Source organism: Streptococcus suis, from assembly GCF_002964045.1.
Classification (GTDB): Bacteria; Bacillota; Bacilli; order Lactobacillales; family Streptococcaceae; genus Streptococcus; species Streptococcus suis_U.
This window is the reverse complement of the sequence record NZ_POPB01000377.1, coordinates 1-25,917: the sequence shown is the minus strand read 5'-3', so window position 1 is coordinate 25,917 and position 25,917 is coordinate 1. Positions and strand designations below refer to the sequence as shown.

At 42.9% G+C, this 25,917-nt stretch carries 28 protein-coding genes and 2 pseudogenes; 25 read left to right on the top strand and 5 right to left on the bottom strand.

Going from position 1 to position 25,917, the window contains the following annotated elements; all coding sequences use genetic code 11:
- Positions 1-121: 121 nt before the first annotated feature.
- Positions 122-1,081, bottom strand: coding sequence for an asparaginase (locus C1E99_RS09535; protein ID WP_105107458.1), 960 nt, complete (start codon positions 1,079-1,081; stop codon positions 122-124).
- A 69-nt stretch (positions 1,082-1,150) separates the two neighbouring features.
- Here C1E99_RS09535 and C1E99_RS15265 point away from each other — a divergent pair.
- Positions 1,151-2,516: pseudogene (locus C1E99_RS15265) on the top strand (HAD-IIB family hydrolase).
- An 18-nt stretch (positions 2,517-2,534) separates the two neighbouring features.
- Here C1E99_RS15265 and C1E99_RS09520 read toward each other — a convergent pair.
- Entirely contained in the window at positions 2,535-2,987 is a 453-nt protein-coding gene (locus tag C1E99_RS09520) for a universal stress protein (protein WP_105207392.1), read from the bottom strand.
- Between the two features lie 147 nt (positions 2,988-3,134).
- Here C1E99_RS09520 and C1E99_RS09515 point away from each other — a divergent pair, with 147 nt between their 5' ends.
- The 6 genes from C1E99_RS09515 to gatB all read left to right on the top strand — a co-directional run bounded on the left by C1E99_RS09515 (position 3,135) and on the right by gatB (position 9,170).
- On the top strand, positions 3,135-4,349 hold the full coding sequence (locus tag C1E99_RS09515; RefSeq protein WP_105207391.1) for a pyridoxal phosphate-dependent aminotransferase: 1,215 nt from the start codon (positions 3,135-3,137) through the stop codon (positions 4,347-4,349).
- A 141-nt stretch (positions 4,350-4,490) separates the two neighbouring features.
- The gene (gene codY / locus C1E99_RS09510) at positions 4,491-5,279 is read left to right on the top strand and encodes a GTP-sensing pleiotropic transcriptional regulator CodY (RefSeq protein WP_105207390.1); all 789 of its coding nucleotides are present in this window, start codon (positions 4,491-4,493) and stop codon (positions 5,277-5,279) included.
- A 1-nt stretch (position 5,280) separates the two neighbouring features.
- Positions 5,281-5,832: a cysteine hydrolase family protein gene (locus tag C1E99_RS09505; RefSeq protein WP_105207389.1), complete on the top strand. Its 552-nt coding sequence runs from the start codon at positions 5,281-5,283 to the stop codon at positions 5,830-5,832.
- Between the two features lie 130 nt (positions 5,833-5,962).
- Positions 5,963-6,265 (top strand): Asp-tRNA(Asn)/Glu-tRNA(Gln) amidotransferase subunit GatC, encoded by a 303-nt coding sequence (gene gatC / locus C1E99_RS09500; RefSeq protein WP_105207388.1) that lies wholly within the window; start codon positions 5,963-5,965, stop codon positions 6,263-6,265.
- Positions 6,265-7,731 carry an Asp-tRNA(Asn)/Glu-tRNA(Gln) amidotransferase subunit GatA gene (gatA, locus tag C1E99_RS09495; RefSeq protein WP_105207387.1) on the top strand — a complete coding sequence of 489 codons (1,467 nt, stop codon included), beginning with the start codon at positions 6,265-6,267 and terminating at the stop codon, positions 7,729-7,731. The genes gatC and gatA overlap by 1 nt, the downstream gene beginning before the upstream one ends.
- A complete protein-coding gene (gene gatB, locus C1E99_RS09490) occupies positions 7,731-9,170 on the top strand; it encodes an Asp-tRNA(Asn)/Glu-tRNA(Gln) amidotransferase subunit GatB (protein ID WP_105207386.1) in 1,440 nt (479 codons plus the stop codon). The genes gatA and gatB overlap by 1 nt, the downstream gene beginning before the upstream one ends.
- A gap of 55 nt (positions 9,171-9,225) precedes the next feature.
- Here gatB and C1E99_RS15260 read toward each other — a convergent pair whose 3' ends face one another.
- Together C1E99_RS15260 and C1E99_RS15255 are read right to left on the bottom strand one after the other, a co-directional pair.
- Positions 9,226-9,606 carry a hypothetical protein gene (locus tag C1E99_RS15260; RefSeq protein ID WP_238146225.1) on the bottom strand — a complete coding sequence of 127 codons (381 nt, stop codon included), beginning with the start codon at positions 9,604-9,606 and terminating at the stop codon, positions 9,226-9,228.
- A 72-nt stretch (positions 9,607-9,678) separates the two neighbouring features.
- Complete coding sequence (locus C1E99_RS15255) at positions 9,679-10,131, bottom strand: helix-turn-helix domain-containing protein (RefSeq protein ID WP_269088948.1); 453 nt, start codon at positions 10,129-10,131, stop codon at positions 9,679-9,681.
- A gap of 199 nt (positions 10,132-10,330) precedes the next feature.
- Between C1E99_RS15255 and C1E99_RS09480 the strand changes: the two genes are divergently transcribed.
- The 3 genes from C1E99_RS09480 to C1E99_RS09470 all read left to right on the top strand — a co-directional run bounded on the left by C1E99_RS09480 (position 10,331) and on the right by C1E99_RS09470 (position 12,721).
- The gene (locus C1E99_RS09480) at positions 10,331-10,726 is read left to right on the top strand and encodes a hypothetical protein (RefSeq protein WP_105207385.1); all 396 of its coding nucleotides are present in this window, start codon (positions 10,331-10,333) and stop codon (positions 10,724-10,726) included.
- Between the two features lie 78 nt (positions 10,727-10,804).
- Positions 10,805-12,070, top strand: a complete 1,266-nt coding sequence (locus C1E99_RS09475) for an LPXTG cell wall anchor domain-containing protein (protein WP_105207384.1) — start codon at positions 10,805-10,807, stop codon at positions 12,068-12,070.
- A 42-nt stretch (positions 12,071-12,112) separates the two neighbouring features.
- Entirely contained in the window at positions 12,113-12,721 is a 609-nt protein-coding gene (locus C1E99_RS09470; protein WP_105207383.1) for a hypothetical protein, read from the top strand.
- A 54-nt stretch (positions 12,722-12,775) separates the two neighbouring features.
- On the opposite strand, the gene C1E99_RS09465 is transcribed toward C1E99_RS09470, so the two are convergent.
- Complete coding sequence (locus tag C1E99_RS09465; RefSeq protein WP_105207382.1) at positions 12,776-13,774, bottom strand: LacI family DNA-binding transcriptional regulator; 999 nt, start codon at positions 13,772-13,774, stop codon at positions 12,776-12,778.
- 132 nt (positions 13,775-13,906) lie between these two features.
- On the opposite strand from C1E99_RS09465, the gene C1E99_RS09460 reads away from it, so the two are divergent.
- The 15 genes and pseudogenes from C1E99_RS09460 to C1E99_RS09385 form a co-directional block, all read left to right on the top strand.
- Positions 13,907-15,079, top strand: coding sequence for a galactokinase (locus tag C1E99_RS09460; protein ID WP_105207381.1), 1,173 nt, complete (start codon positions 13,907-13,909; stop codon positions 15,077-15,079).
- A 12-nt stretch (positions 15,080-15,091) separates the two neighbouring features.
- Entirely contained in the window at positions 15,092-16,567 is a 1,476-nt protein-coding gene (gene galT / locus C1E99_RS09455) for a UDP-glucose--hexose-1-phosphate uridylyltransferase (protein WP_161951181.1), read from the top strand.
- Positions 16,568-16,645: 78 nt separating this feature from the next.
- Entirely contained in the window at positions 16,646-17,554 is a 909-nt protein-coding gene (locus C1E99_RS09450; RefSeq protein WP_105207379.1) for a DMT family transporter, read from the top strand.
- A gap of 50 nt (positions 17,555-17,604) precedes the next feature.
- A pseudogene (locus C1E99_RS09445) lies at positions 17,605-18,233 on the top strand (copper homeostasis protein CutC).
- A 117-nt stretch (positions 18,234-18,350) separates the two neighbouring features.
- Positions 18,351-19,028 (top strand): SEC10/PgrA surface exclusion domain-containing protein, encoded by a 678-nt coding sequence (locus C1E99_RS09440; RefSeq protein ID WP_105207378.1) that lies wholly within the window; start codon positions 18,351-18,353, stop codon positions 19,026-19,028.
- A gap of 109 nt (positions 19,029-19,137) precedes the next feature.
- Positions 19,138-19,665: a YqeG family HAD IIIA-type phosphatase gene (locus C1E99_RS09435; protein ID WP_105207377.1), complete on the top strand. Its 528-nt coding sequence runs from the start codon at positions 19,138-19,140 to the stop codon at positions 19,663-19,665.
- A complete protein-coding gene (gene yqeH / locus C1E99_RS09430; RefSeq protein WP_105207376.1) occupies positions 19,666-20,772 on the top strand; it encodes a ribosome biogenesis GTPase YqeH in 1,107 nt (368 codons plus the stop codon).
- 57 nt (positions 20,773-20,829) lie between these two features.
- A complete protein-coding gene (gene yhbY, locus C1E99_RS09425) occupies positions 20,830-21,141 on the top strand; it encodes a ribosome assembly RNA-binding protein YhbY (protein ID WP_004195298.1) in 312 nt (103 codons plus the stop codon).
- Between the two features lie 12 nt (positions 21,142-21,153).
- The gene (locus tag C1E99_RS09420) at positions 21,154-21,786 is read left to right on the top strand and encodes a nicotinate-nucleotide adenylyltransferase (RefSeq protein WP_014637492.1); all 633 of its coding nucleotides are present in this window, start codon (positions 21,154-21,156) and stop codon (positions 21,784-21,786) included.
- A complete protein-coding gene (yqeK, locus tag C1E99_RS09415; protein WP_105207375.1) occupies positions 21,783-22,370 on the top strand; it encodes a bis(5'-nucleosyl)-tetraphosphatase (symmetrical) YqeK in 588 nt (195 codons plus the stop codon). Before C1E99_RS09420 ends, yqeK begins: the two co-directional genes overlap by 4 nt.
- Before the next feature lie 2 nt (positions 22,371-22,372).
- A complete protein-coding gene (locus C1E99_RS09410; protein WP_105160093.1) occupies positions 22,373-22,828 on the top strand; it encodes a GNAT family N-acetyltransferase in 456 nt (151 codons plus the stop codon).
- Positions 22,825-23,334, top strand: a complete 510-nt coding sequence (locus C1E99_RS09405; RefSeq protein WP_105207374.1) for a cysteine hydrolase family protein — start codon at positions 22,825-22,827, stop codon at positions 23,332-23,334. The genes C1E99_RS09410 and C1E99_RS09405 overlap by 4 nt, the downstream gene beginning before the upstream one ends.
- A 1-nt stretch (position 23,335) precedes the next feature.
- A complete protein-coding gene (gene rsfS, locus C1E99_RS09400) occupies positions 23,336-23,695 on the top strand; it encodes a ribosome silencing factor (RefSeq protein WP_105207373.1) in 360 nt (119 codons plus the stop codon).
- Positions 23,696-24,199: 504 nt separating this feature from the next.
- Positions 24,200-24,946: a class I SAM-dependent DNA methyltransferase gene (locus tag C1E99_RS09390; RefSeq protein ID WP_105207371.1), complete on the top strand. Its 747-nt coding sequence runs from the start codon at positions 24,200-24,202 to the stop codon at positions 24,944-24,946.
- Positions 24,943-25,917: nucleotidyltransferase (locus C1E99_RS09385; RefSeq protein WP_105207370.1), on the top strand; the 975-nt coding region annotated here is incomplete at its 3' end. The genes C1E99_RS09390 and C1E99_RS09385, both read left to right, overlap by 4 nt.

The following is a 25,917-nucleotide window of genomic DNA, read 5'->3' as shown; positions in this document are numbered from 1 at the left end:
TCCAATTGAGTGTGATAATTCCTGTTAGAAGTTGATTGTTTTTTTATTCTAGTGTACAGGTAAATCCACGAATTCTCAACTGGGGGTCTTTACATATTGTCTAAATGACGATATGTGAGGTTTAGCCTTGGATATAATCAGTCAAAGTTTGCCCTTTCAAACCTGCGTTGAGGGCAATTAGTAGCTTAAGTCGAGCTTTTTGTGCATTCAATTCTTTGACAAAGAGGATGCCGTCTTGTTCTAGTTGAATACCACCACCCTGATAGGCATAGACAGGTTCTGCAATTCCGTTGAAGCAACGAGAAACTAAGACGACTGGAATGTTTTGAGTGAGAAGGTTTTGGATGGCAGGAAGGATGGTTGGTGGGAGATTTCCCGCTCCAAGGGCTTCGATGACCAAGCCTGAAATGGCTGAATGTGAGAGTGAATCAAGGAGAACAGAGTCCATATCTGCATAAGCCTTGATAATGGGAACTGTTCCTGAAATAGACGTTAAATCAAAGCGAACTCGAGGTTCTGCAGTTTTAAAATATAGAATTTCTCGTTTTGTAACCAGTCCAAGTGGTCCATGGGTAGGTGTCTGGAAGGTAGACACGTTGGTTGTGTGGGTTTTAGTGACATATTTTGCGGCATGAATTTCATCATTCATGACAACCAAGATACCTTTGTCTGCTGATTTTTCATCAGCTGCGACCCGCAGGGCCGTTCGATAGTTGTAAACTCCGTCACTGCCAAGTTCATTGGAAGAACGCATGGCACCAGTTAGGACAATTGGTTTTTCAGGAATGGCCATCGTATCGAGAAAATAGGCTGTTTCTTCAAGTGTATCAGTACCATGTGTGATGACAAAACCGTCGTAGTTCGCTTGTTCAACCTTAATTTTTTGATAAAGAGCCATCATGTGTTCGAGACGAATGTGCGGACTTGGAACATTGAGAAAATCGACGGATGTAACTTGAATTTCTTCAATGGGTGTGTCGATTTGGGTCATTGGATTTACTTGGCTACTTGCAACTTGACCCTCTTGATCGGCCTGCATGGAGATGGTTCCACCTGTGTGAAGTGCGAGAATTTTTTTCATAAATTTTCTGTTTCTTTCAAAGTGTGTTATACTAATTGTAGCATAATTTTAAGAAAGTTGGTGAGATGGTTGGCAATCAAGGCTGTATTTTTTGATATCGATGGGACATTATTGACTGATAATCGTACGGTTAGTAAGTCGACTATTCTTGCTATTAACTCTTTGAAAGCAAAGGGGATTTTAGTTGGCTTAGCAACTGGGCGTGACCCTCGATTTATTTTACAATATATGGCAAGTCTCGGGTTGGACGTTGCAGTAGCATATAATGGTCAATATATTTTTTCGAGAGAAGATGTGATTTACAGCCGCACGATTGATGTGGTTACAGTGAACCATATTATTGATTTTGCCCAGCAGAATCATAAGGATTTATCATTCGGTACTGCTAAAGGAGTTGTTGGAAGTGGAATTATGAGTATGGGGACTGGGAATTTGGCTTACCGTATTACAAGAATGATTCCAGATTCTTGGGCAGGGGTTATTAATTTTATTTTTAATCGAATTATTCGTTGGATTAGTCCTCAGGAACAAGAAGATTTAAGACTTCATAATACACAACCTATTTATCAGATGATGTTGTTGGTAACAGAGAAGGAAACAAGGCAGTTAGAGGCATCATTTTCAGATCTGAGTTTTACTCGTTCTAGTCCTTTTGCAACGGATATTATTAGTAAGGGTGCTTCGAAGTTGACAGGGATTGCAAATCTTGCAGGGCATTACCAATTTGATATGGATGAGGTGATGGTATTTGGTGATTCAAATAATGATTTTGAAATGCTTCAAGAAATCAAGCATTCAGTAGCTATGGGAAATGGGACAAAAAAGGTCAAACAGGTGGCCTCTTATGTGACAGATACCAATAACCGTGACGGTATTTACAAAGCCTTGATTCATTTTGGTGTCATTGAGGGAGATCATGTTTCAAAGTAAGGATAGCAATTTTAATAAAGTGAAGGATTTCCATGCAGTAATGGATGGAGAGACCCAGGAAATTCCTAAGGTGTACGATTGGCAGTCGGCCTTGTATCGGGCAGGATTTAAGGTAGAAGAACTGGTTGAGTTTGTCCATGCAGCTTCTGAAAATGAGGAGATGTTCAATGAAGGGATAGCTCAACTACATAAGGACTTGGAAAAGGCTGCTCAAAAAATTACGAAAAAGAGGGCAGCTGAAGTATCCTTACAAAACCAAGTGGATGCCTTACTAGATACCCTTTATTTCACCTATGGTTCTTTTGTCTTGATGGGAGTCGATCCGGCACCAATTTTTGACCTAGTCCATGCCGCAAATATGGGGAAACGGTTTCCAGATGGTAAGGCTCATTTCGATCCAATCACTCATAAAATTTTAAAACCTGATGACTGGGAAGAGAAGTTTGCACCAGAGAAGAAGATTGCTGAGGAGCTTTATAGGCAAATGAAAAGACTTGATACATAATTCAAGTCTTTTATGGTTTTATAGGATTTTTTCACTGTCGCGGACAATGAGTAGATCGATTGTTGCGTGGCGTAAGATGTATTCAGATGATGATCCGATTAGGAGGCGTTCGAAAGCATTTAGACCGGTGGCTCCAAGTAACATAAGGTCGGCACCTGTTTCTTTTGGAATATCAACTGCTAGTAGTGTTTTTGGATTGCCAAACTCAATGCGAAGTTGAACATCTGTGAGTCCAGCGTTTGTGGCTTCTTGCTTATATTCTTCTAAGAGTAACTCGGCTTCTTTTTCTAGAGATTCGTAGACGGACGCATCAAATGCAACGACATTATGAAGGGCTCTCGTATCAATTACATGGGCAATGACCAAACGTGCTTGGTTTCGTTTGGCAACGTGAATGGCCTTGTGTAGAGCTAATTCAGCTCCTTTTGAACCATCTACTGCTACAAGAATTGTTTTATAAGATTGTGTCATAATAGTCACTCCTTTCGATAAGCAATTAAAAAATAAGTTAACATTACATTTATATTATAAGTCTTTTTATTGAAAAAGTAAAGAATTCTTGTGATTTTTTTCATTTTTAGCTAAAATATTAACTAGATAGAAAGTCGAGGTAACGACATGAAACAATTTAATAAATCTACTAAATTAGATGATGTAGCCTACGATATTCGTGGTCCAGTTTTGGAAGAAGCGATGCGAATGCGGGCCAATGGGGAACAGATTCTTCGTTTGAACACGGGAAATCCGGCAGAATTTGGTTTTACAGCGCCCGATGAAGTCATCCGCGACCTGATTCATAATGCTAGAAAGTCGGAAGGTTATTCGAATAGTAAGGGGATTTTCTCAGCGCGCAAGGCTATTATGCAGTATTGCCAATTGAAAAAATTTCCAAATGTGGATATTGAAGATATTTACCTTGGAAATGGTGTGAGTGAGCTGATTGTTATGTCTATGCAAGGCTTGCTAGACAATGGTGATGAGGTCTTGGTTCCTATGCCTGACTATCCACTTTGGACTGCGGCAGTAAGCTTGGCTGGGGGCAAGGCTGTGCATTACGTTTGTGATGAGGCAGCTGACTGGTATCCAGACTTGGAGGATATGGAATCCAAGGTATCTTCACGCACTAAGGCAATCGTTTTAATCAATCCAAATAATCCGACGGGTGCCCTCTATCCTAAGGAAATTTTGGAGGGAATCATTGACATTGCTCGTAGGCACGAGCTAATTATCTTCTCTGACGAGATTTATGATCGGATGGTTTTTGATGGGGCTGTTCATATTCCGATTGCGACCTTGGCACCTGACTTGTTTGTCGTAACCATGAATGGCTTGTCAAAATCCCATCGTATCTGTGGCTTCCGTGTAGGATGGATGGTCTTGTCAGGCCCTAAAAAACACGTGAAGGGCTATATCGAAGGCTTGAATATGTTGTCCAATATGCGTTTGTGTTCAAACGTTTTGGCCCAGCAGGTTGTTCAGACTTCCTTGGGTGGGTATCAGTCGGTTGATGAGCTCTTGATGCCGGGTGGACGTTTGTATGAACAAAGAGAATTTATCACCAAGGCCATCAATGATATTCCTGGTTTGTCAGCTGTCAAGCCAAAGGCAGGGCTTTATGTCTTTCCTAAGATTGACCGAGATATGTACCGTGTGGAAGATGATGAACAGTTTGTTTTGGATTTCTTGAAACAGGAGAAAGTCCTTTTGGTACATGGACGTGGATTTAACTGGAAAGAGCCAGATCATTTCCGTATCGTTTACTTGCCACGGGTGGATGAATTGGCCGAAATTCAAGAAAAAATGACGCGTTTCTTGCGCCAATACCGTAGATAAAGTGGAGCTGATCAAAATCGGCTCTTTTTTCTTGCTTTAAATTGTCAGTACTTTTCCAACAATAGTAAATTTTCTGATAATTATTGAAATTTGCCTGATAATTCGGTATAATGAATGTAACTACAGTAAAAAGAGGAACATATGACAACATTATTAGAAAAAACTCGGGATATTACTTCCATTTTGAAGCGTTCCGAAGAGCAACTGGCAGAAGAATTGCCTTATAATGCCATTGCGGAGCACTTGTCAGATATTATTGATTGTAATTCTTGTATCATCAATAGTGAGGGTGAAATTTTAGGCTATCATATGAACTATAAGACCAATAACGACAGGGTTGAAGAGTTCTATATTAACAAACAGTATCCAGAAGAATATGTAAAGGCTGTCGCCCAGGTTTATGATACTCAGGTCAACCTGCCTGTGGAGAGTGAATTGACTGCTATTCCTGTGGAATCTCGTGCTACCTATCCTAAGGGTTTGACTACTATTGCGCCTATCCATGTGACTGGGATTCGGTTTGGCAGCTTGATTATCTGGCGTAATGAAGAGCAATTCCACGAAGAAGATTTGATTTTGGTTGAGATTGCGGCAACAGTAGTAGGGATCCAATTGCTCAACTTCCAGAGGGAAGAGGATGAGAAAAATATTCGTCGACGTGCAGCGGTCAATATGGCAGTTAATACCCTGTCTTATTCTGAAATGAAGGCTGTTGCTGCTATTTTGGGTGAGTTGAACGGAAATGAAGGTCAATTGACGGCTTCTGTTATTGCTGACCGTATCGGTATTACTCGTTCTGTAATTGTTAACGCTCTACGTAAGTTGGAGAGTGCAGGGATTATTGAAAGTCGTTCACTTGGTATGAAGGGAACTTATTTAAAGGTCTTGATTCCAGCTATCTTTGATGAAATTAAGAAACGTGACTACTAAGATGACAAAAGCATTGATTTTGATTGATTATACGGTTGATTTTGTGGCTGACCAGGGCAAATTAACCGCGGGGAAACCTGCCCAGGCTATTGCTGAGCGGATTGCCCAGGTGACAAAAGAAGCATTTGAAAATGGGGACTATATCGTTTTTGCCATTGATGGTCATGAAGAGGGGGATGACTTGCATCCTGAAAGCAAGCTCTTTCCACCTCACAATATCATGGGAACAGACGGGCGAGATTTGTACGGTCCTTTGGCGGATTTTTATAGCAAAAACAAGGACCATGCGCGTGTTCGTTGGATGGACAAGCGACATTATTCGGCCTTTTCTGGTACGGACTTGGATGTTCGTTTGAGAGAACGTCGGGTGGATACGGTGGTCTTGACAGGTGTCCTGTCTGATATCTGTGTCCTGCATACAGCTATTGATGCCTACAATAAAGGCTATCGGATTGAGGTCGTGGCTTCTGCAATTGCCGCATTGACGGAGGAGAGACATCAGTTTGCTCTCAACCATCTGCGCCATGTGCTTGGTGCGACGATAATAGATTAGGGTTTTGGAACCAGTCGTTAGACTGGTTTTTTGCCGAAAAAAGCTTCCATCGGAGGGAATATCTACCTTTGTGTGGAGCTGGAAATATGGTATAATGAGAAGATAGATTTCCATTAGGAGGAAAGTAAGAATGAAGATTTCTGAAGCTGAAGTCCGTCACGTTGCCAAGCTGTCTAAGCTGGAATTTTCGGACCAGGAAACAGCGGAATTTGCGACAAGTTTGAGCAAGATTGTCGATATGGTTGAATTGCTCAATGAAGTAGATACGACAGGTGTTGCGGTGACGACCACTATGGCCGACCGTAAGAATGTCTTGCGATCAGATATTGCCCAAAAAGGTGAGAGCCGTGAGGAGCTCTTTAAAAATGTGCCTGAATCACAAGATAACTTTATCAAGGTACCAGCTATTCTAGACGGGGGAGGAGATGCCTAATGACGTTTAACAATAAAACCATTGATGAATTGCATGACCTCCTTGTCAAAAAGGAGATTTCTGCGGTTGAGTTGACCAAGGCAACCTTGGAAGACATCAAGAGCCGTGAGGGAGCAGTGGATGCTTTCTTGACTATCACAGAAGATGAGGCCTTGGCGCAGGCTGCTGCTCTTGATGAAAAAGGGATTGATGCGGACAATGTTATGGCAGGGATTCCTTTGGCAGTCAAGGACAATATCTCAACCAAGGGTATTTTGACCACGGCAGCATCAAAAATGCTCTATAACTACGAGCCGATTTTTGATGCGACTTCAGTTTCCCAAGCCTACGCAAAGGATATGATTATTGTTGGTAAGACCAACATGGATGAGTTTGCAATGGGTGGTTCGAATGAGAACTCTGCCTTCAAACCGACTAAGAATGCTTGGGATCAGACAAAAGTTCCTGGTGGTTCTTCAGGTGGTTCGGCAGCTGCAGTTGCTGCTGGTCAGGTCCGTTTGTCACTTGGTTCTGATACAGGTGGTTCTATTCGCCAACCTGCAGCATTTAATGGTATTGTTGGTATGAAACCGACCTATGGAACAGTGTCACGTTTTGGCTTGATTGCCTTTGGTTCATCTCTTGACCAGATTGGTCCATTTTCACAGACAGTTAAGGAAAATGCCCAGTTGCTCAATGTCATCTCTGGTCATGATGGTAAGGATGCAACATCTACTGTTAATGAAATTGCTGACTTTACTAGCAAGATTGGTCAAGACATCAAGGGTATGAAGATTGCTTTGCCAAAAGAATACATGGGGGAAGGGATTGATCCGCAGGTCAAGGAAACTATTCTCAAAGCGGCTAAGCACTTGGAAAGCTTGGGAGCAATCATTGAAGAAGTCAGCCTGCCACATTCTAAGTATGGGGTTGCTGTTTATTACATCATCGCTTCGTCAGAGGCGTCTTCTAACTTGCAGCGTTTTGACGGAATCCGTTATGGTTTCCGTGCAGAAGATGCGACCAACTTGGAAGAGATTTACGTGAAAACCCGTAGCCAAGGTTTTGGTGAGGAAGTCAAACGCCGTATTATGTTGGGAACTTTCAGCCTATCATCTGGTTACTACGATGCCTACTTCAAGAAGGCTGGTCAGGTGCGGACCTTGATTATCCAAGATTTTGAAAAGGTCTTTGCGGACTATGACTTGATTTTGGGGCCAACTGCTCCGACGGTAGCCTTTGGTTTGGACACGCTTAACCATGACCCTGTGGCTATGTACTTGGCGGACCTTTTGACCATTCCTGTCAACTTGGCTGGTCTTCCAGGTATTTCGATTCCTGCTGGTTTTGTAGAAGGCTTGCCAGTCGGTTTGCAGTTGATTGGTCCAAAATACTCAGAAGAGACCATTTACCAAGTGGCTGCTGCCTTTGAAGCGACAACAGACTACCACAAGCAACAACCAGTGATTTTTGGAGGTGCTAACTAATGAACTTTGAAACGATTATTGGTCTAGAAGTCCATGTGGAGTTGAATACCAACTCGAAAATTTTCTCACCTTCATCTGCTCATTTTGGTGAGGATCCAAATGCCAATACTAACGTGATTGACTGGTCTTTCCCTGGAGTTCTGCCTGTTCTTAACAAGGGTGTTGTGGATGCTGGTATTAAGGCTGCCTTGGCTTTGAACATGGACATTCACAAGGATATGCACTTTGACCGTAAGAACTATTTCTATCCTGATAACCCGAAAGCCTATCAGATTTCCCAGTTTGACGAGCCGATTGGCTACAATGGCTGGATTGAGATTGAGCTAGAAGATGGTTCCACCAAGAAAATCCGTATCGAGCGTGCGCATTTGGAGGAGGATGCTGGTAAGAATACCCACGGGACAGATGGCTATTCTTATGTGGACCTCAACCGTCAGGGGGTGCCTTTGATTGAGATTGTATCAGAAGCCGATATGCGCTCGCCTGAAGAGGCCTATGCCTACTTGACAGCCCTCAAGGAAATTATCCAATATACTGGTATTTCAGATGTCAAGATGGAAGAGGGGTCTATGCGCGTGGATGCCAACATCTCTCTTCGTCCTTATGGTCAGGAGAAATTTGGTACCAAGACTGAGTTGAAAAACCTCAACTCCTTCAACTATGTGCGCAAGGGCTTGCAGCACGAAGTAGAACGTCAGGCCAAAATCTTGCGTTCAGGTGGTCAAATCCAGCAGGAGACTCGCCGTTACGATGAATCTACTGGGGAAACTATTCTCATGCGTGTCAAGGAAGGTTCAGCGGACTACCGTTACTTCCCAGAGCCAGATCTTCCACTTTATGAGATTGATGATAGCTGGATTGAGGAAGTGCGTGCAGAATTGCCAGTCTTTCCAAAGGCTCGCCGTGCTCACTATGTGGAAAACTTGGGCTTGACCGCCTACGATGCTGGTCAGTTGACGTCAACAAAGGCCTTGTCTGACTTCTTTGAAGCAGCAGTGGCAGCAGGTGGCGATGCTAAACAAGTTTCTAACTGGTTGCAGGGTGAAGTGGCTCAGTTCCTCAATGCTGAAGGTAAGACTGTTGAGCAAATCGCCTTAACACCTGAAAACTTGGTGGAGATGATTGCCTTGATTGCGGATGGCACTATTTCATCTAAGATTGCCAAGAAAGTCTTTGTTCACTTGGCTAAGGAAGGTGGTTCTGCTAAGGCTTACGTTGAGAAGGCTGGCTTGGTACAGATTTCAGATCCAGCTGTCCTCATTCCGATTATCCACCAAGTCTTTGCGGATAACGAAGCGGCTGTAGCTGACTTCAAGTCTGGCAAACGCAATGCTGATAAGGCCTTTACAGGTTTCTTGATGAAAGCGACTAAAGGACAAGCCAACCCACAAGTTGCACAACAACTTTTGGCACAGGAATTGGCTAAGTTGTTGGATTAAATTGAATAGAAGAAACCGAGAATTCGTTGTGAACTCTCGGTTTTTTGTACTATCTTTAAAAAAGGTCCTTACCTGTTTGATTAAGTTGGTTGAAATGATAAATAAAAGCTTTAATGGAGTTAGAGTAGTAATTTTCATCGATAAACTTAGCACTTTCCATATACTTTAATAGATTTCTTGCAAGTTCGATTGCTTCTTCTTTATTCCAACGTAATAGATTGTAGACATGTACGGTTTCTAAAAACATGAGAGGGGTTGATAAATAGCCACGTTCATAAGTTTGTTGTTTTTTCACTTCTTGGATAATATCATTAGCCTTGGAATAGAAACCTTGTTTTGAATAGTAACTAGCAGTATAGGTTAGGCCATTCAAGATACGAATATAGGTATCTGTATCGGCACTTTGTTTGTACATGAATAATAATTGTTTTGTCATATGTTCTATAAATTTCAGAGGACAATGACTGGCAATGATATAATATATTTCTAATTCAGCACTATTATAAGTTTAAAGTCTCATCAAATAATCAATAATATTCTGAATTTTAGAGATTGTTTGGTCTGATTTATCTATTACAGTATAGTGACGAAGTTTGATGGCCTTTAGTAACATTTCTGCTTGGATAGGGCTATCTTTTAAATAACTTTCGAATAATTTTTCATACTCGGGTAGGTACTGAATCATGTCTTCTTCGTTTTTGACATGTTTTGCATATTCAAAAGCAGGAAATTCGATGCAATCCCCACCATTATTTGCATATGCATTAGCAAAGTCTTTCCATTCTAAACCAAGTACGATTAGTAGGCGACTGAAGTTTTCGAGTGAAATTCCTTTTTCTCCCTTTTCAAAGCGACTAAGAAATTGTGGAGAAACGATATTTGAAGCAGCTTCTTTCAAGCTTAACCCCCTCATTTCTCGAAGTTGCTTGTATGTTTGTCCAAATGGATATAGATTTGTCATAGTAACCCAGCCTTTCTATTTAAGATTAGTATATCGAAAACTGTGATAAAAATCCAAATATTATGACCTATAGTAAAAAATATAAACTGTTTGTTGAGTTTTTAGGGAATTTTGAACCCATAGATTCGATTTCGAAAATGGTAGCGTTTTTTTTGATATAATAAATCTATCTATTATAAAAAATAAAAAAGAGGTTAAAATGGAAAATCTAAAAACATTAGTGCAATCAATAAAAAATTGGTTTTTAAGCTTAAACAAGCAACAACAGTTACTAACCGTTGGTGTTGTAGTAGTAATTGTTTTGTTTTCAGGTATGGAACTTCTAAAAAGATATTTAGATGGTAACTATTATGGAGAATACGATGGTATTTCTATGACAGTCGTAATCCATGGTGAAACAGCAGATTTAATTATGACTGATGGGGATAAGTCGAAAGAGGCAATCATCAAAAATATTAATCCTTCTAATAAAACATTAGATCTATACTCTTCTGAAGATGCTGAACCTGTTGAAATGATATTTGAAAAGGAGGGGAATATTTTACGAATTGCTGAAAGCGATGGTGATAATGAAATAGTTTTAGTTAAAAAGTAACTGCAATTGAGGCACTGTTTAGTATTTATGTAGCATCCGATTTACAATAATATGGTATATAAAATAGGAGAAAAAAGTATGAAAAAGAATTATTTAAAACTTTCCATTTTGTCTTTTGCTGTTCTTGGTTTAGTTGGAACTCAATCGGTTCAAGCAGACAGCTTAGTTTATCAATCCACTTTGACTACGGTTCCTAATGAGAGTTATGCATTGAACTCAGTAGGTTCAAAAGAATTCCATTATGCTCTTTTTGATATAGATAAAAATGGTCAGGAAGAGTTGGTTATTGGTGAAAAGAAAGAAGATGGTTCTATCAACCCAGTTGCTCTTTACTATGCTAATCAGCAAACCCCGACACTACTAATTGGTAAGATTTTTGGACCAGCAGGTGGTGATAATTTTCAGGTATATGATGACGGAACTATTCAAATAGTTGGTATTTCTCGGGGATCTGGTGAGATAAATGCTAAGCTATATCAATTATCCGAGACCAATGGAGAAGTTATTTTGCTTCAAGAAGCAGACTATAGAGTTGGAGATACCGCTGGAGCGATTGATGTTTCTGGTAAGACAGAAGTTGATTTGTCGCTATTAGATTATAAACCATTGGCAACCCCTATTTCTGCAGGTTCTTCCGAACAAGCAGTTCAAGCTCAGCAAGCTTCACTATTGCCAAAGGCTATGAGAGATGCTGCTCTTGGTCAAGAAATTTCTTTTCCAAGCGAACTTGTAGGAACTTGGACCACGGTTGAAACTCCGAATGGTACAAAACCAGGCCGCCCTTCTTCCCTAATTATTTCTGGTGACGGTTCATATGCTGCTGTTTACTCTGATGGAGATTTGATTGGGAATATGACGACCTTGAGAAAGGTATCAGAAAATGGATTTGTGATTACCAGCGATACTGTGAATCATGGACTTTTTGGTCTGAATGGTATTGGTGGCTATGCTGGTCCGGATGCAAAAGTAGAATTTGGTATTCTTCTAGAAGGTCAAACACTAAAAAATGTTGGGTGGACAGTAACAATTGGTGCAGAAGACTATTCTAATCCAAGTGTACTAGCTTCCTTTACAAACCCTAATTTTGTTGTAAAAGAGGAAGAAACAACTGCTTCGTCTTCAACAAGTTCAAGTTCGGAAACTGCAGCTTCATCAACATCAACGTCAAGTTCTGAATCAAAGACAAATGCTTCAGAAGAAAAAACAACTGCAAAAAAACAGGAACCGAAGAAACTATTCGGAGTGTTACCAATGACAGGTGAAACCTATTCGGTTTTGGGGATTGTTGGAGTAATATTCGCTGGTATTGGTCTAGTAAGAGTAGTGAGAAAAAGGAGAGGATAAGAAGTAGGATTATTTATAGATTCATTAAAAGTTAGTTCTGGTTTGACACTAGGACATGCGGCAGCTAAAATTGGTATTCAGAAGACACTAACTGTATCTGAAGAAAATGCAGAAAATAAAGTCAAGGCGTATCAGAAAAATTATTTTGATCAAATAGTTCGTGATGATTTATGTCATTTAGATGTTGACGGACGTTTAGAAAATCGCACATATCCATTTCCAAATAAAGTATCTATTTTAAATATTTCTGAAATTCAAATAGATTATCAAGAATTAACTCAAGATTTTAATTTTCATAAATTAATTGTTTTTATGAAAAGGCACCCTTGGTTAACTGGAGTGGCTGCTTTATTACTCTCTGTTCCATTTGGACTCTCAGATGTAGGTTCTATCCTCGGACTCTCTGTATTTGTTATTTTAATTAGAATGATTTTGGCTAGACCTAAAAAATATCAAAAAGTGTTAGTGGAAGATGCAAAACAGTATTGGAAAATTCGAGAATACTTACGCAATGCACTAATTGTAGGTGAACTCACTCCACAAGAGGGGGTGAAGAAACTATTGAATGCTAGGTTGGTACAACGATTCCCTGATACAATCGAAGAAATTGAAGCCCATGCCTTTAATTATAGACATGGTATTATTGAATGATAACTCAATAGACAATCTTCTTACTCAAAAGTAGGAAGATTTTCTTATACCTTATTAGTAAGAACTTTCCCGAATTACCAGCTGGGTTCCCAGCTTGATTTTGCGGGGGTGGTGGGGCTGTGGACTCGCAATGACACGGTCCAGCAGCTGCATGGCTTCTTGCCCCATTTCTTCGGTGTAGACACTGATGGATGACAGGGCTGGGTAGACCTGGCGCGTGATGGCAGTATCATTAAAGGTGATGAGTTGGACACGTTCGGGAACGGCTATTTGGCGCTCTTGAAGTGCTCGAAGGGCGCCGACAGCCAGAGTATCGTTTGCCATGAAAAAGGCAGGTGGCAGTTGGTCACCCAGGTCTGCGATAGCCTGGCTCATCAGCTCATAGCCAGATTGAGTTGAGAATTTTCCTTGATAGATATAACTTTCTTGGAGCATGCCCAAGGAGCCTAGATAGGTCCGAAAGGCGGTCAGGCGGGGATCTGTTGGCAGTTGGTGTCCGTCTGTGGTTTCTTCCTGTCCGACTAGGAGTCCAATATCAGTCAGCCCTTGTGAACGGAAGTGGTCGATAACTGTCTGAACAGAGTGTTCAAAGTCAGTCGTGATACAGGAGAATCCCTCGGTCAGCGTATCAGAATCCACAAAAATCAGTTTGGAAGACAAGCTAGCCAGCTCTGCTATTTGCCCAGAAGAAAATTTGCCAACTGCGATGATACCGTCCAATCCTTGAAGGAGGGGATTGGTCAAGTTGTTGAAGGAGCGAACGATTTGATAGCCGAGAAGGCTGGCGGTCTGCTCGATGTTGGCACGGATGGAATAGTAGTAGAGGTCAGCCAGCTCTTCGCTCTCGGTGTACCATTGGACAATACCGATGGTGCCTTTTTGTTGGGGTGCTTGTTTTTTGAGGTGTTTGGTGTAGCCTAAGTCTTGAGCCAAGTTCATGATTTTTTGTCGGGTTTCTGGGCTGACGGATAGGGTCAGGTCGCCCTTGAGAACGCGGGAAATGGTGGCAGATGATAATTGAGCCTTTTCAGCGATGTCTTTAATGGTAACCATGGGATTCTCCTATCTATTTGTATCTAGTATAGCATAAAATGCAAAATTAGTAAATTTTTAGTAAATATATTGACTTTTATATTTTAAAGTTGTACAATAAAAGAAAACGATTACAAAATCAAGGAGGTTCTTATGAACATAGAACAACTCAAGCAAGCCTTTCTCGATGTGTTTGGTCAAGAGGCGGATGCGACTTTCTTCTCACCTGGGCGGATTAACCTGATTGGTGAGCATACAGACTACAACGGTGGTCATGTCTTTCCAGCAGCCATTACCTTAGGGACTTACGGTGCTGCTCGCAAACGTGATGACCAAGTTTTGCGCTTCTATTCTGCAAACTTTGAAGAGCTTGGAATTATCGAAGTGGATTTGAACAACTTGGTCTTTGATAAGGCGGACAACTGGACCAACTATGCTAAGGGTGTTCTCAAGTTCTTGCAAGAAGCTGGGCATACCATTGATACAGGTATGGAAGTCTTTGTTTACGGTAATATTCCAAATGGTTCAGGCTTGTCTTCATCAGCTTCCTTGGAACTCTTGATCGGCATTATCGCAGAAGAATTGTACGGTCTTGAGTTGACGCGTCTTGATTTGGTGAAAATTGGGAAACAAACGGAAAATCACTTTATCGGTGTCAATTCTGGCATCATGGACCAGTTTGCGATTGGTATGGGAGCGGACCAACGTGCCATTTATCTGGATACCAATACGCTTGAATATGAATTGGTGCCATTGGATTTGGGAGACCATGTGATCGTCATCATGAATACCAACAAACGTCGTGAATTGGCGGATTCTAAGTACAACGAGCGCCGTGCGGAATGTGAAAAAGCTGTGGAAGAATTGAATGCAGTCTTGACTATTCAAACTCTAGGTGAATTGGATGAGTGGACCTTTGACCAATATAGTTACTTAATCAAAGATGATAACCGCATCAAGCGTGCCCGCCATGCTGTTTTGGAAAACCAACGGACCTTGCAGGCGCGTAAGGCCTTGGAAGAAGGGGATTTGGCAACCTTTGGTCGTTTGGTCAATGCTTCCCATGTTTCCTTGGAACATGATTATGAAGTGACAGGTTTGGAATTGGATACCTTGGCTCACACAGCTTGGGAGCAAGAAGGAGTTCTTGGTGCTCGGATGACAGGTGCAGGTTTCGGCGGTTGTGGTATTGCCATTGTCCACAAGGATAAGGTTGAAGCCTTCACGGAAAATGTCGGCAAGACCTATACTGAAGTGGTTGGATATGAACCAAGCTTCTATGTAGCGGAGATTGCTGGAGGCTCTCGCGTTTTATCTCGAAAATAGATTGGAGAAATGATGGCTGGATTGGTGGATCGTTTTGTTGAGCAGGTTATTGCCAACAGTGATTTTGAGGAAATGGATGCTCTTTACCTGCGAAATCGGGTTTTAGCCTTAGTAGGTGAGCAAGTTTTGACTGTCCAAACAGAGCTAACAGACTTGATTGAACTCAAGGAAGAACTATTGGCTCACGGGGTTCGAACTGGATTTGTGGGAGAATTGTTGGAAGAGCAGGACATGGTCGGGGCTTGTTTGATGGACTTAATCACGCCTAGTCCTAGTCAGGTCAATCGTGATTTCTGGCAGACCTACCAGGACAGCCCAGAGCAGGCTGTGGCAGATTTCTATGCCTTGAGCAAGCGCAATGACTACATCAAGGTGGCTGCTGTTGCCAAAAATATCTATTATCAAACACCGACAGACTATGGTAACCTAGAAATTACCATCAATCTGTCCAAACCAGAGAAGGATCCTAAGGCTATTGCGGCGGCTCGCTTGGCAAAGGCTTCTAACTACCCTCAGTGCCTGCTTTGTATGGAAAACGAGGGCTACCAAGGCCGGATTAATCATCCTGCGCGTGCCAACCACCGCATTATTCGCTTGGATCTTGGACAGGAAAAGTGGGGCTTCCAGTATTCGCCTTATGCTTACTACAATGAACATGCTATTTTCTTGAACCAAGAGCATGTGCCTATGGTCATCAGTTCTCAAACCTTTGAACAGCTCTTGAACCTGCTAGACATCTTTCCAGATTATTTTGTCGGTTCCAACTCTGACCTACCAATTTCGGGTGGCTCCATCTTGACCCACAATCACTATCAGGGTGGGCGGCACAGTTTTGCCATGGAAAAGGCGCCGATTGAGCGCCAGCTGGTCTTCGATGGCTTTGAGTCCGTTTCGGCGGGCATTGTCAAGTGGCCCATGTCGGTGATTCGTTTGAGCTCGGCAGATAAGCTAGCGCTTCTTGGTTTAGCGACTAAGATTTTGGAAAAATGGCGGAGCTACTCAGATGATAGTGTTCAGATTAAGGCTGAGACGGATGGAACTCCCCATCATACCATCACCCCGATTGCCCGGAAGCGAGGGGATGTGTACGAGCTGGATTTGGTTCTCCGCGACAATCAGACCTCGGAAGAATTTCCAGATGGTATCTACCATCCACATCCAGATGTGCAACACATTAAGAAAGAAAATATCGGCTTGATTGAGGTCATGGGCTTGGCGATTTTGCCTCCACGCTTAAAAGCAGAATTAGCAGAAGTCAAGAAATACCTACTGGGGCAAGCTAGTCAGGTGGCAGTTTATCATCAGCCTTGGGCAGACAGGTTAAAAGCAGAACATCCAGTTGTGACAGAAGTGACGGCTGAAGAGGTCATTCGAGCCTCCGTCGGACAAATCTTTGCCCGTGTCCTAGAGGATGCAGGTGTCTACAAACGCACTCCAGAAGGACAGGCAGCCTTTATGCGATTTGTAGAGTTTGTGGGCTTAGCATAATAATGAAATGAAAGAGTGGGACGGTGTCCTACTCTTTTTGGTATAATAGGACTATTCGCATTGTGAAAAGGAGATAGGATGGCAAATAAGAGATTGGGAACCTTGATAACTTTAGCTGCAGGGATAGCTTGGGGGCTTTCGGGCGTAAGCGGGCAGTACTTGATGTCACGTGGTGTCTCAGTGGATATGATTACCTCCCTTCGGTTGATGGTATCCGGTGTTTTCCTGCTGGGGCTAGCCAATTTGACAGCTAGAGAGCAGTTAATTAGGGTTTTAAAGAGCAAACAGGCTTTGTTAGGAATTTTTGTCTTTGCTATGCTTGGTTTGGTACTCAATCAAATGGCCTACCTGCAAGCGATTTACTATACAAATGCAGGAACGGCTACGGTTTTACAATATCTTTGTCCTGTCTTGGTATTGGCCTATACTTGTTTGAAAAATAGGGAAAAACCATCAGGAATTGAGTTGGTTTCAATTATCTTGGCCATCGCAGGTACATTTTTAATTGCAACCCATGGCAAATTGGATGAGTTGGCTGTGACGCCAATTGGCTTATTCTGGGGAATTTTCTCTGCCTTTACCTATGCGCTCTATATTATTTTGCCAGGAAAACTGATTCGTCAATACGGCAGTATGGTGGTGATAGGGCTGGGAATGCTGATGGGCGGCTTTGTGGTTACGCTTGGTTTACAAACCTGGCAGGGCAATCTTCCGCTTGATGGAGGTAGTCTGTTGGGCTTACTGGGGATTGTCGGTGTTGGGACCATTTTTGCCTATACGGCCTTTCTCAAAGGTGTCAGTATGGTGGGACCGGTAAATGGTAGCCTCTTAGCTTCTATCGAGCCAATTGCATCAGTCTTTTTTGCGGTCTGGTTGGTCGATGAACATTTTTATACGATTGATTTTCTAGGCATGGCCTTGATTTTATCAGCAGTTCTTCTCATATCATTAAAGGATGTCATTATTTCCGAAAAGAGTATTGGTTAATATACTCTTTTTTTGTTATACTTAAGAAAAAGACTTGGAGAGGAATGACCGTGATAAAAGAATTTTGTTCTGAAAACCATATAGATGTTGCCAAAGCTATTTCGATGGGTGCCCAGCGGATTGAACTCTGCGATAATTTGGCAGTAGGAGGGACGACACCGAGCTATGCTGTAATCAAATATGTTTGTCAACTGGCACATGAACAGGATGCAACAGTCATGACCATGATTCGTCCCCGCGGTGGCGATTTTTGCTACGACGAGGCAGAGCTAGAGATCATGCTCGAGGATTGTAAAGTAGCTAAAGAGCAGGGCTCAGATGGTTTGGTCTATGGTGTCTTGACAAAGGAAAATGGCTGGATGAAGCAGCGCTGGAACGGCTGATTGCGGTATCGCAGGGCTGTCAGATTGTCTTTCACATGGCATTTGACCAAATCCCTCGCGATCGCCAGTTTGAAGCACTTGATTGGCTGGCAGAGCATGGGGTGACTCGGATTTTGACAAGAGGAAGTTTGACTGGCTCTGCCTTGAACAATGTGGAATGGTTAAAGGAAATTGCAGCCTATGCTCAAGGCAAAATTGAAATCTTAATCGGTGGTGGCTTAACAGTAGACAATTTACCCGACTTATTACAAAAATTACCAGTTGACCAGGTTCATGGGACACGTTTGTTTTGGTAAGAGATGACCTATGAATTTCTTATCATTCGTATAAGTATGTAATAAGAGTTGAAAAGGTTTACAAAAAAATATAAACTTGTTACAATAACAATATAAATAAACGTGGGGGAGAAAAACATGACAACTATTGAAGCACCATATTTGGGTGATCAGATTTTGTTGCCGGAAGGCTACTACGCTACTCTGTTGGAGTACGTTCGAGCAGGAAAAAAGGGCTTTGACCCGGAATTAGAGCGCCTTGGCGAGGAAGGTCTTGAAACGAACATTTACAGGGGCGCCGAACAAGACAGAGAGGTCATTCTAGAAGATATTGAGAATCTACCTCAGGAGATTCGAGAAGAACTGGCTCGATTTGCTGCGAATTTATTGAATCCGATCCGCGAGCAATTGGGGACTGTGGCAGTTGAGGTGAGTGATTTAGCATTGGATTATGCAGTGAGCTTGGCCCAATCTTTAAACAATTCCCTACGTTACCACAATTATGAAAGTTTGATTGCCATTGCCCAAATCAAGGGTGTGGAGCCCAAAGGAAAAGATTGTTTAGCTTTTTCTGAATTCAGAGAATGCTATACTTTGTACGATGCAAAAAAATTAGTCTATAAAGCACTCACTTGGCGACTCTTTGATGATAGTCATGCTGATTACGGACATGCATCGACTATTTTGGGGATGGATGATGATGGTTCAGGAGTAGAGCAAATTGGCTTTGCCTTCTCAAAATACTCACTAGATATTGATTGGCTCCTGACTCACATGATATTCATTCCTAAAGATTGGATTTTAGAAAAGAGCTAAACTTGCTGATGAACACTCGGGTTACCGGGTGTTTTTCCTTTTGGCTATCCATTCGCATTTTTCTTGGAAAAATGGTATAATTGTCTGATAAAAAACTTTGGAGTCGATAGTGAGTTTAGAAAATTACATGCCAGATTTTGCCTTGGAAAAGGCTTATGACGTGACGGTCGAAAGCTTGAAAAAACATGGCATCAGAGTAGTGTTTGTTGACTTGGATAATACCTTGATTGCATGGAACAATCCCGATGGAACGCCAGAGATGCGCCAGTGGTTACATGATTTGCAGGACGCAGGCATTCCCGTTGTGGTGGTGTCTAACAATAAATACGAACGTGTCAAACGGGCGGTTGAAAAATTTGGGATTGAATTTGAAGCCTTCGCTCTCAAGCCTTTCACCTTTGGGATTAACCGAGCCTTGAAACGCTTTAATGTCCAGCCACATGAAGTGGTCATGATTGGTGATCAGTTGATGACGGACATTCGGGCTGCTAAGCGAGCTGGTCTCAAGTCTGTCTTGGTCAAACCCTTGATAAAGACGGACTCGATCAATACGCAGATTAACCGTTGGCGTGAGCGACGGACCATGAAAAAAATCATCGCCAAATATGGGGCGATAGACTACAAGAGGGAGATGTAAGTGGAAGAATTATTTTGTATCGGCTGTGGTGCCAAGATTCAGACGCTAGACAAGGCTGTCGCTGGATATACACCTCAATCAGCCCTAGAAAAAGGCCTGGAAACAGGGCAACTCTACTGCCAACGTTGTTTCCGTTTGCGCCATTACAATGAGATTTCAGATGTCAATATTTCAGATGACGACTTCTTAAAACTCCTCCATAGCGTGGGAGAAAGCGATGCCTTGGTGGTTAATGTCATTGATATTTTTGATTTCAATGGTTCAGTCATTCCAGGTTTGCCTCGCTTTATTTCAGGAAATGACGTGCTTTTGGTCGGCAACAAGCAGGACATTTTACCCAAGTCTGTCAAGACAGGCAAGGTCACTCAGTGGTTGACCGAACGGGCGCATGAAATCGGCATGCGACCAGTTGATGTGATCTTGACTTCAGCCCAAAACAAGCAGGCTATCAAGGACTTGATTGAAAAGATTGAACAACACCGCAAGGGACGGGATGTCTATGTGGTCGGTGTGACCAACGTTGGCAAATCAACCTTGATCAATGCTATTATCCAAGAAATTACAGGGGATAAGGATGTCATTACGACTTCACGTTTCCCTGGAACGACGCTGGATAAGATTGAAATTCCTCTGGATGATGGTTCATTCATTTATGACACGCCAGGGATTATCCATCGTCACCAGATGGCCCATTATTTGACGGCTAAAAACCTCAAGTACATCAGCCCCCGGAAAGAAATCAAGCCAAAGACCTACCAGCTCAATCCAGAACAAACCTTGTTCTTGGCTGGTCTGGGACGATTTGACTTTGTGGCTGGTGAACGCCAAGGCTTTACGGCCTTCTTTGACAATGAGCTCCAACTCCACCGCACCAAGCTGCAGGGGGCTAGTGAATTTTACCAGAAGCATGCGGGCTCACTTTTAGTGCCACCAACCAGCAAGGAATTGAAAGAATTTCCTGAATTGGTCCGTCATGAATTTACCATCAACGAAAAGACGGATGTGGTCTTCTCAGGTCTTGGTTGGATTCGTGTCAATGAAAAGGCCAAGATTGCTGCCTGGGCGCCTAAGGGTGTGGATGTGGTGATCCGCAAGGCGATTATTTAGATGTGCGTACTGGTTACATTTGTTAGCCAATAAATTATAGAAACATAGGAAAAATAGATGTCATTAACTTCAAAACAACGTGCCTTTTTGAACAGTCAGGCACACAGTCTCAAGCCCATCATTCAGATTGGGAAAAATGGTCTCAATGACCAGATTAAAACCAGTGTTCGTCAGGCCTTGGATGCGCGTGAATTGATCAAGGTGACCTTGCTACAAAATACGGATGAAAACATCCACGAAGTAGCTGAAATCTTGGAAGAAGAAATCGGTGTGGATACGGTTCAAAAAATCGGTCGCATCTTGATTTTATTCAAACAATCTAGCAAGAAAGAGAACCGTAAAATTTCTAAACAGGTCAAAGAAATCTAAGAAGGAGAGCCTATGGCTATTGAACTCTTAACACCCTTTACCAAGGTTGAATTAGAGGTTGAAAAGAAAGAAACCAATCGCAAACAAGTGGGGATTCTGGGAGGGAATTTCAATCCTGTCCACAATGCTCATTTGATTGTGGCAGACCAGGTCCGTCAACAGTTGAAGCTGGATGAAGTCTTGCTCATGCCAGAATTCATTCCCCCTCATGTGGATAAAAAAGAAACCATTGACGAATACCATCGCTATTCCATGCTCAAGATGGCTATTGCAGGTATTGAGGGCTTAGGGATTGAAACCATTGAACTGGAACGCCGTGGTGTCAGCTATACCTACGACACCATGAAGTTGTTGAAGGAAAAAAATCCTGATACGGATTATTATTTTATCATCGGTGCGGATATGGTAGACTATCTTCCAAAATGGCACAGGATAGATGAATTGGTCCAGTTGGTGCAGTTTGTTGGTGTCCAGCGCCCTCGTTACAAGGCAGGGACGTCCTATCCTGTTATCTGGGTAGATGTACCCTTGATGGACATTTCCTCCAGCATGGTGCGGAGCTTTATCAAGCAAGGACGAGTACCGAATTTTATGGTGCCTCATGAAGTTCTGGACTATATCGAAGAAAAAGGACTTTACCAATGATTGCAGCAGATTTGACATTTGACCGTCAGGCTCTTTTGGAAAAAATCCGTGTAGCCATGAAGCCAGCGCGCTTCCAACATGTCTTGGGTGTGGAGCAGGCGGCGCTTGCATTGGCAGACCAATATGGCTGTGATCCGAAAAAAGCCAGTCTAGCAGCACTCTTGCATGACTATGCTAAGGAAGTGGAAGACCAAGTTTTTTTGGACTTGATTGCCAAGTATAATTTGGACAAGGACCTGCTCAACTGGGATAATAACATCTGGCACGGTGTGGTTGGCGCCTATAAAATCGCAGAAGATTTTGGCTTGAAAGATGAGGAAATTTTCCAAGCTATTCAACGACACACCATTGGTGCTGGGCAGATGACCTTGCTGGACAAGGTGCTCTATGTGGCGGACTACATCGAACCCAATCGGGATTTTCCTGGGGTGGACGAGGCGCGTCGTATCGCAAAAGAGTCCTTGGACAAGGCAGTAGCCTATGAAACTGCCCAAACCATTTCCTACTTAGCCAAGAAGGGGATTCCCATTTATCCACAAACTTTGGAAACCTATAATGGCTATGTTTCTTATTTGAAGGAGTAGGGATGATTGCATTAAAATCTGTGGATGAAAGCTCCTATCAAGCAGTCTTGGACTTGACAGTAGCCGAGGCAGATAAGGTCTTCGTGGCTCCAAACGTGCGTTCACTCGCTGACGCTTGGCTTTACAGAGAAAACGGGGATGTCTTCCCCTATGCCATCTGGGCGGATGAACAGGTGGTTGGTTTTGCCTTGATTGACATTGATGAGGACATCCAACAATATATGCTCTGGCGGTTTATGATTGGTCAAGAATTTCAGGGGAAAGGCTATGGACAGGCAGCTTTGGAGGTCGTAATAGCAATGGCTCAATCACATCCTGTCTGCGACCATTTGATTGCAGCTTATGTTAAGGGCAATCAGAAGATGGCTCATCTCTTGGAGAAAAATGGTTTTGTCTTGGATAGTGAAGAAGAAAGGGAATTGGTCTTCCGTTTGGAAACGCCTGGTGTTAAGCTATGAAATCTGCATTGTTAGTCATTGACATTCAGAACCTTCTAGTGGAGGAAAAACCTTATGCCATTGAAGAGCGATTAGCCCTCTGGCAAGATAGCATCACAAAAGCTCGTCAAGCGGGGCTAGAAGTCATCCATGTCCGACATCATGACCAGGAATTGGTCAAGGGGACTGCTGACTGGGAGATTCACTCAATTGTTGCACCCGTAGCTAGTGAGAAGATTTTCGATAAGACCTTTAACAGTGCCTTCAAGGAAACGGGGCTTCATGCTTATTTGCAGGAAAAGGGAATGGAGCAGCTCATCATCATGGGTATGGCGACCAATTTTTGTATTGATACGACGATTAAAGTAGCCTTTGAACTAGGCTACAAGGTAGCTGTGATTCGGGACGGAACGACGACAGGTTATTCAGGCAAATTGGATGCCAAAGACTTGATTGACCACTACCAAAACATCTGGTCATGGAATTTTGCCCAGGTGGATAGATTAGAAAATATAATTAGAGGATAAGATGAAAGAACTAGATTTAGTAAAAGTTGTGGTTCAGGCTGCTGATGACAAGCGAGCTGAGGACCTTGTTGTAATTGATGTTCAGGGTGTGACCAGCCTGACAGACTACTTTGTGATTGCCAGCTCTATGAATAGTCGGCAGTTGGAGGCTATTGCGGAAAACATCCGTGAAAAGGTAGCAGAAGTCGGGATCAAGGGTAGCCGTGTAGAAGGCGATAGTAACGGTGGCTGGGTCCTATTGGACCTTGGAGGCGTAGTTATTCATATCTTCTCAGAAGAAATGCGTGACCTCTACAACCTTGAAAAATTATGGCATGAAGGCAGCTTCTTGGAAGTCGCAGACTTTTTAGAAGAGGAATAGTGAAACAGTTTGGGGAACTGTTTCAGCTGGTCACCATAAAACTCGAAAGTGACCAAAGAGAGTTCACTATTATGTGATTAGAAATGATAGACTTTTTGAAAAAATATGAAAACAGATTTTGATTTGGGTGTACTATTCGAAACTTGAGTCAACATCTCAGCGCAGTGGTTGATTGGCTTAAACAGTCCGGGGGACTGTTTAAGGTTGGAGATAGGATTTGCAAAGCAAATCACAGCAGTTCGTGCTTCCCACTCCAAATCTGACCTATACGGCTGATGCGAACGAGTTCGCTTCATTTCCAACCTCCAACAGTCACTACTCTGACTGTTGGAGCTGTGCGGGGGTGGGAGTGAAACAGTTTGGGGAACTGTTTCAGCTGGTCACCATAAAATTCGAAAGTGACCAAAGAGAGTTCACTATTATGTAATTAGAAGTAATGAACTTCTTGAACACAGCATGAGTTAATGAAGCAGTCGATGGGCTGCTTTTTATGAAAGGAAAAATATGGCAACTTATGAAACCTTTGCGGCGGTCTATGATGAAATCATGGATGACAGCTTGTATGATAAATGGACAGATTTTAGCTTGCGGAACTTGCCACAAGACACCAAGACGATTTTAGAATTAGCCTGTGGAACAGGGATTCAGGCTGTGCGTTTTGCTCAAAAGGGTTATGAGGTGACAGGGCTTGACCTGTCCTATGAAATGTTAGAATTGGCCCAGAAAAAAGCAGAAGCTGCGGGTGTCATGATGGAGTTGGCCCAAGCAGATATGATGGCTCTGGAAGGTGTTGGAGATTTCGATGCGGTGACCTGTTACTCGGACAGTCTGTGCTATATGGCGGACCAAGAAGCTGTTTTGCGGGTCTTTGAAGGAGTTCACTCTGTTCTCAATTCAGGTGGTACTTTCCTTTTTGACGTTCACTCTATTTATCAAATGGAGGAAGTGTTTGCAGGTTATAGCTACCATGAAAACTACGAGGATTTTGCCTTTGTCTGGGATACCTATGAAGGGGAGCATGAGCATTCCATTGTTCACGAATTGACCTTCTTTGTCAAAGATGAGGACAGTCAAGAGGAGCGGTTTATCCGTCGGGATGAAGTTCATGAAGAGCGGACCTATCCGATTGAAACCTATGTGGAATGTTTGAAACAAGCTGGTTTTGTATCTGTGGAAGTCTTTGCGGACTTTGAAGATCAAGCTCCGACAGAAACTAGCCAGCGGTGGTTTTTCAAGGCGGTCAAGGCATGATTTCAGGGATAATAGCAGAATACAATCCCTTTCACACGGGGCATAAATATCTGCTGGAGCAGGTGGAAGGCTTGAAAATTGTGGTTATGTCTGGCAATTTTATGCAACGGGGTGAGCCAGCCATTGTGGATAAGTGGACACGGGCTCAGATGGCTTTGGAACACGGGGCAGATCTTGTTGTCGAGATGCCCTTTTTGGTGTCTGTCCAGTCGGCTGACCATTTTGCCAAGGGAGCCATCAGCATTTTACACAAGCTGGGTGTGGAAAAACTGGTTTTCGGTACGGAAGAAATGCTGGATTACCAGAAAATTGCGGATATCTATGTGGATAAGTCAGAAGAGATGGAAAATTTTGTGAAAAACTTGCCAGACAATCTCTCTTATCCACAGAAGACCCAGGCCATGTGGCAGGAGTTTGCTGGGCTGACTTTCACAGGTGATACACCCAATCATATTCTGGGCTTGGCTTACGCTAAGGCGGTGGCTGGGACAGGAATTCAGCTCGGTCCAGTTCAGCGGCAGGGGGCTGGTTTTCATTCGGAAGAGGTGGAAACGACCTACGCTTCGGCGACAGCTATCCGAAAGGGTGCTGACCAGTTGGACTTGGTGCGTGACTTTTTACCGTCTGCCAGTCTTTTTGAAGAGGCGACCAAGGTAAGCTGGAGAAATTATTTTCCCCTGCTCCGCTACCAGATTGCGACCCACCGAGATCTCAGTCAGGTCTTTCAAGTTAACGAAGAACTAGCCAGTCGTATCCGCTCTGCTATTGGGAGCGCAGCGACCGTGGAGGAGTTAGTGGATGCCGTTGCGACCAAGCGCTACACCAAGGCGCGGGTGCGGCGGGTGCTGACCTACATCTTGGTCAATGCGGTGGAAACTCCCTTGCCAGAAGCGGTCCATGTCCTAGGCTTTTCGGCTCGAGGCCAGGCCTATCTCAAGACCGTCAAGGAGCGGGTAGGCTTGGTGACGCGG

Coding starts and splice junctions, on each gene's coding strand:
- C1E99_RS09535 (WP_105107458.1), bottom strand. CDS start 1,081: ATGAAAAAAATTCTCGCACTTCACACAGGTGGAACCATCTCCATGCAG.
- C1E99_RS09520 (WP_105207392.1), bottom strand. CDS start 2,987: ATGACACAATCTTATAAAACAATTCTTGTAGCAGTAGATGGTTCAAAA.
- C1E99_RS09515 (WP_105207391.1), top strand. CDS start 3,135: ATGAAACAATTTAATAAATCTACTAAATTAGATGATGTAGCCTACGAT.
- codY (WP_105207390.1), top strand. CDS start 4,491: ATGACAACATTATTAGAAAAAACTCGGGATATTACTTCCATTTTGAAG.
- C1E99_RS09505 (WP_105207389.1), top strand. CDS start 5,281: ATGACAAAAGCATTGATTTTGATTGATTATACGGTTGATTTTGTGGCT.
- gatC (WP_105207388.1), top strand. CDS start 5,963: ATGAAGATTTCTGAAGCTGAAGTCCGTCACGTTGCCAAGCTGTCTAAG.
- gatA (WP_105207387.1), top strand. CDS start 6,265: ATGACGTTTAACAATAAAACCATTGATGAATTGCATGACCTCCTTGTC.
- gatB (WP_105207386.1), top strand. CDS start 7,731: ATGAACTTTGAAACGATTATTGGTCTAGAAGTCCATGTGGAGTTGAAT.
- C1E99_RS15260 (WP_238146225.1), bottom strand. CDS start 9,606: ATGACAAAACAATTATTATTCATGTACAAACAAAGTGCCGATACAGAT.
- C1E99_RS15255 (WP_269088948.1), bottom strand. CDS start 10,131: ATGACAAATCTATATCCATTTGGACAAACATACAAGCAACTTCGAGAA.
- C1E99_RS09480 (WP_105207385.1), top strand. CDS start 10,331: ATGGAAAATCTAAAAACATTAGTGCAATCAATAAAAAATTGGTTTTTA.
- C1E99_RS09475 (WP_105207384.1), top strand. CDS start 10,805: ATGAAAAAGAATTATTTAAAACTTTCCATTTTGTCTTTTGCTGTTCTT.
- C1E99_RS09465 (WP_105207382.1), bottom strand. CDS start 13,774: ATGGTTACCATTAAAGACATCGCTGAAAAGGCTCAATTATCATCTGCC.
- C1E99_RS09460 (WP_105207381.1), top strand. CDS start 13,907: ATGAACATAGAACAACTCAAGCAAGCCTTTCTCGATGTGTTTGGTCAA.
- galT (WP_161951181.1), top strand. CDS start 15,092: ATGGCTGGATTGGTGGATCGTTTTGTTGAGCAGGTTATTGCCAACAGT.
- C1E99_RS09450 (WP_105207379.1), top strand. CDS start 16,646: ATGGCAAATAAGAGATTGGGAACCTTGATAACTTTAGCTGCAGGGATA.
- C1E99_RS09440 (WP_105207378.1), top strand. CDS start 18,351: ATGACAACTATTGAAGCACCATATTTGGGTGATCAGATTTTGTTGCCG.
- yhbY (WP_004195298.1), top strand. CDS start 20,830: ATGTCATTAACTTCAAAACAACGTGCCTTTTTGAACAGTCAGGCACAC.
- C1E99_RS09420 (WP_014637492.1), top strand. CDS start 21,154: ATGGCTATTGAACTCTTAACACCCTTTACCAAGGTTGAATTAGAGGTT.
- yqeK (WP_105207375.1), top strand. CDS start 21,783: ATGATTGCAGCAGATTTGACATTTGACCGTCAGGCTCTTTTGGAAAAA.
- C1E99_RS09410 (WP_105160093.1), top strand. CDS start 22,373: ATGATTGCATTAAAATCTGTGGATGAAAGCTCCTATCAAGCAGTCTTG.
- C1E99_RS09405 (WP_105207374.1), top strand. CDS start 22,825: ATGAAATCTGCATTGTTAGTCATTGACATTCAGAACCTTCTAGTGGAG.
- rsfS (WP_105207373.1), top strand. CDS start 23,336: ATGAAAGAACTAGATTTAGTAAAAGTTGTGGTTCAGGCTGCTGATGAC.
- C1E99_RS09390 (WP_105207371.1), top strand. CDS start 24,200: ATGGCAACTTATGAAACCTTTGCGGCGGTCTATGATGAAATCATGGAT.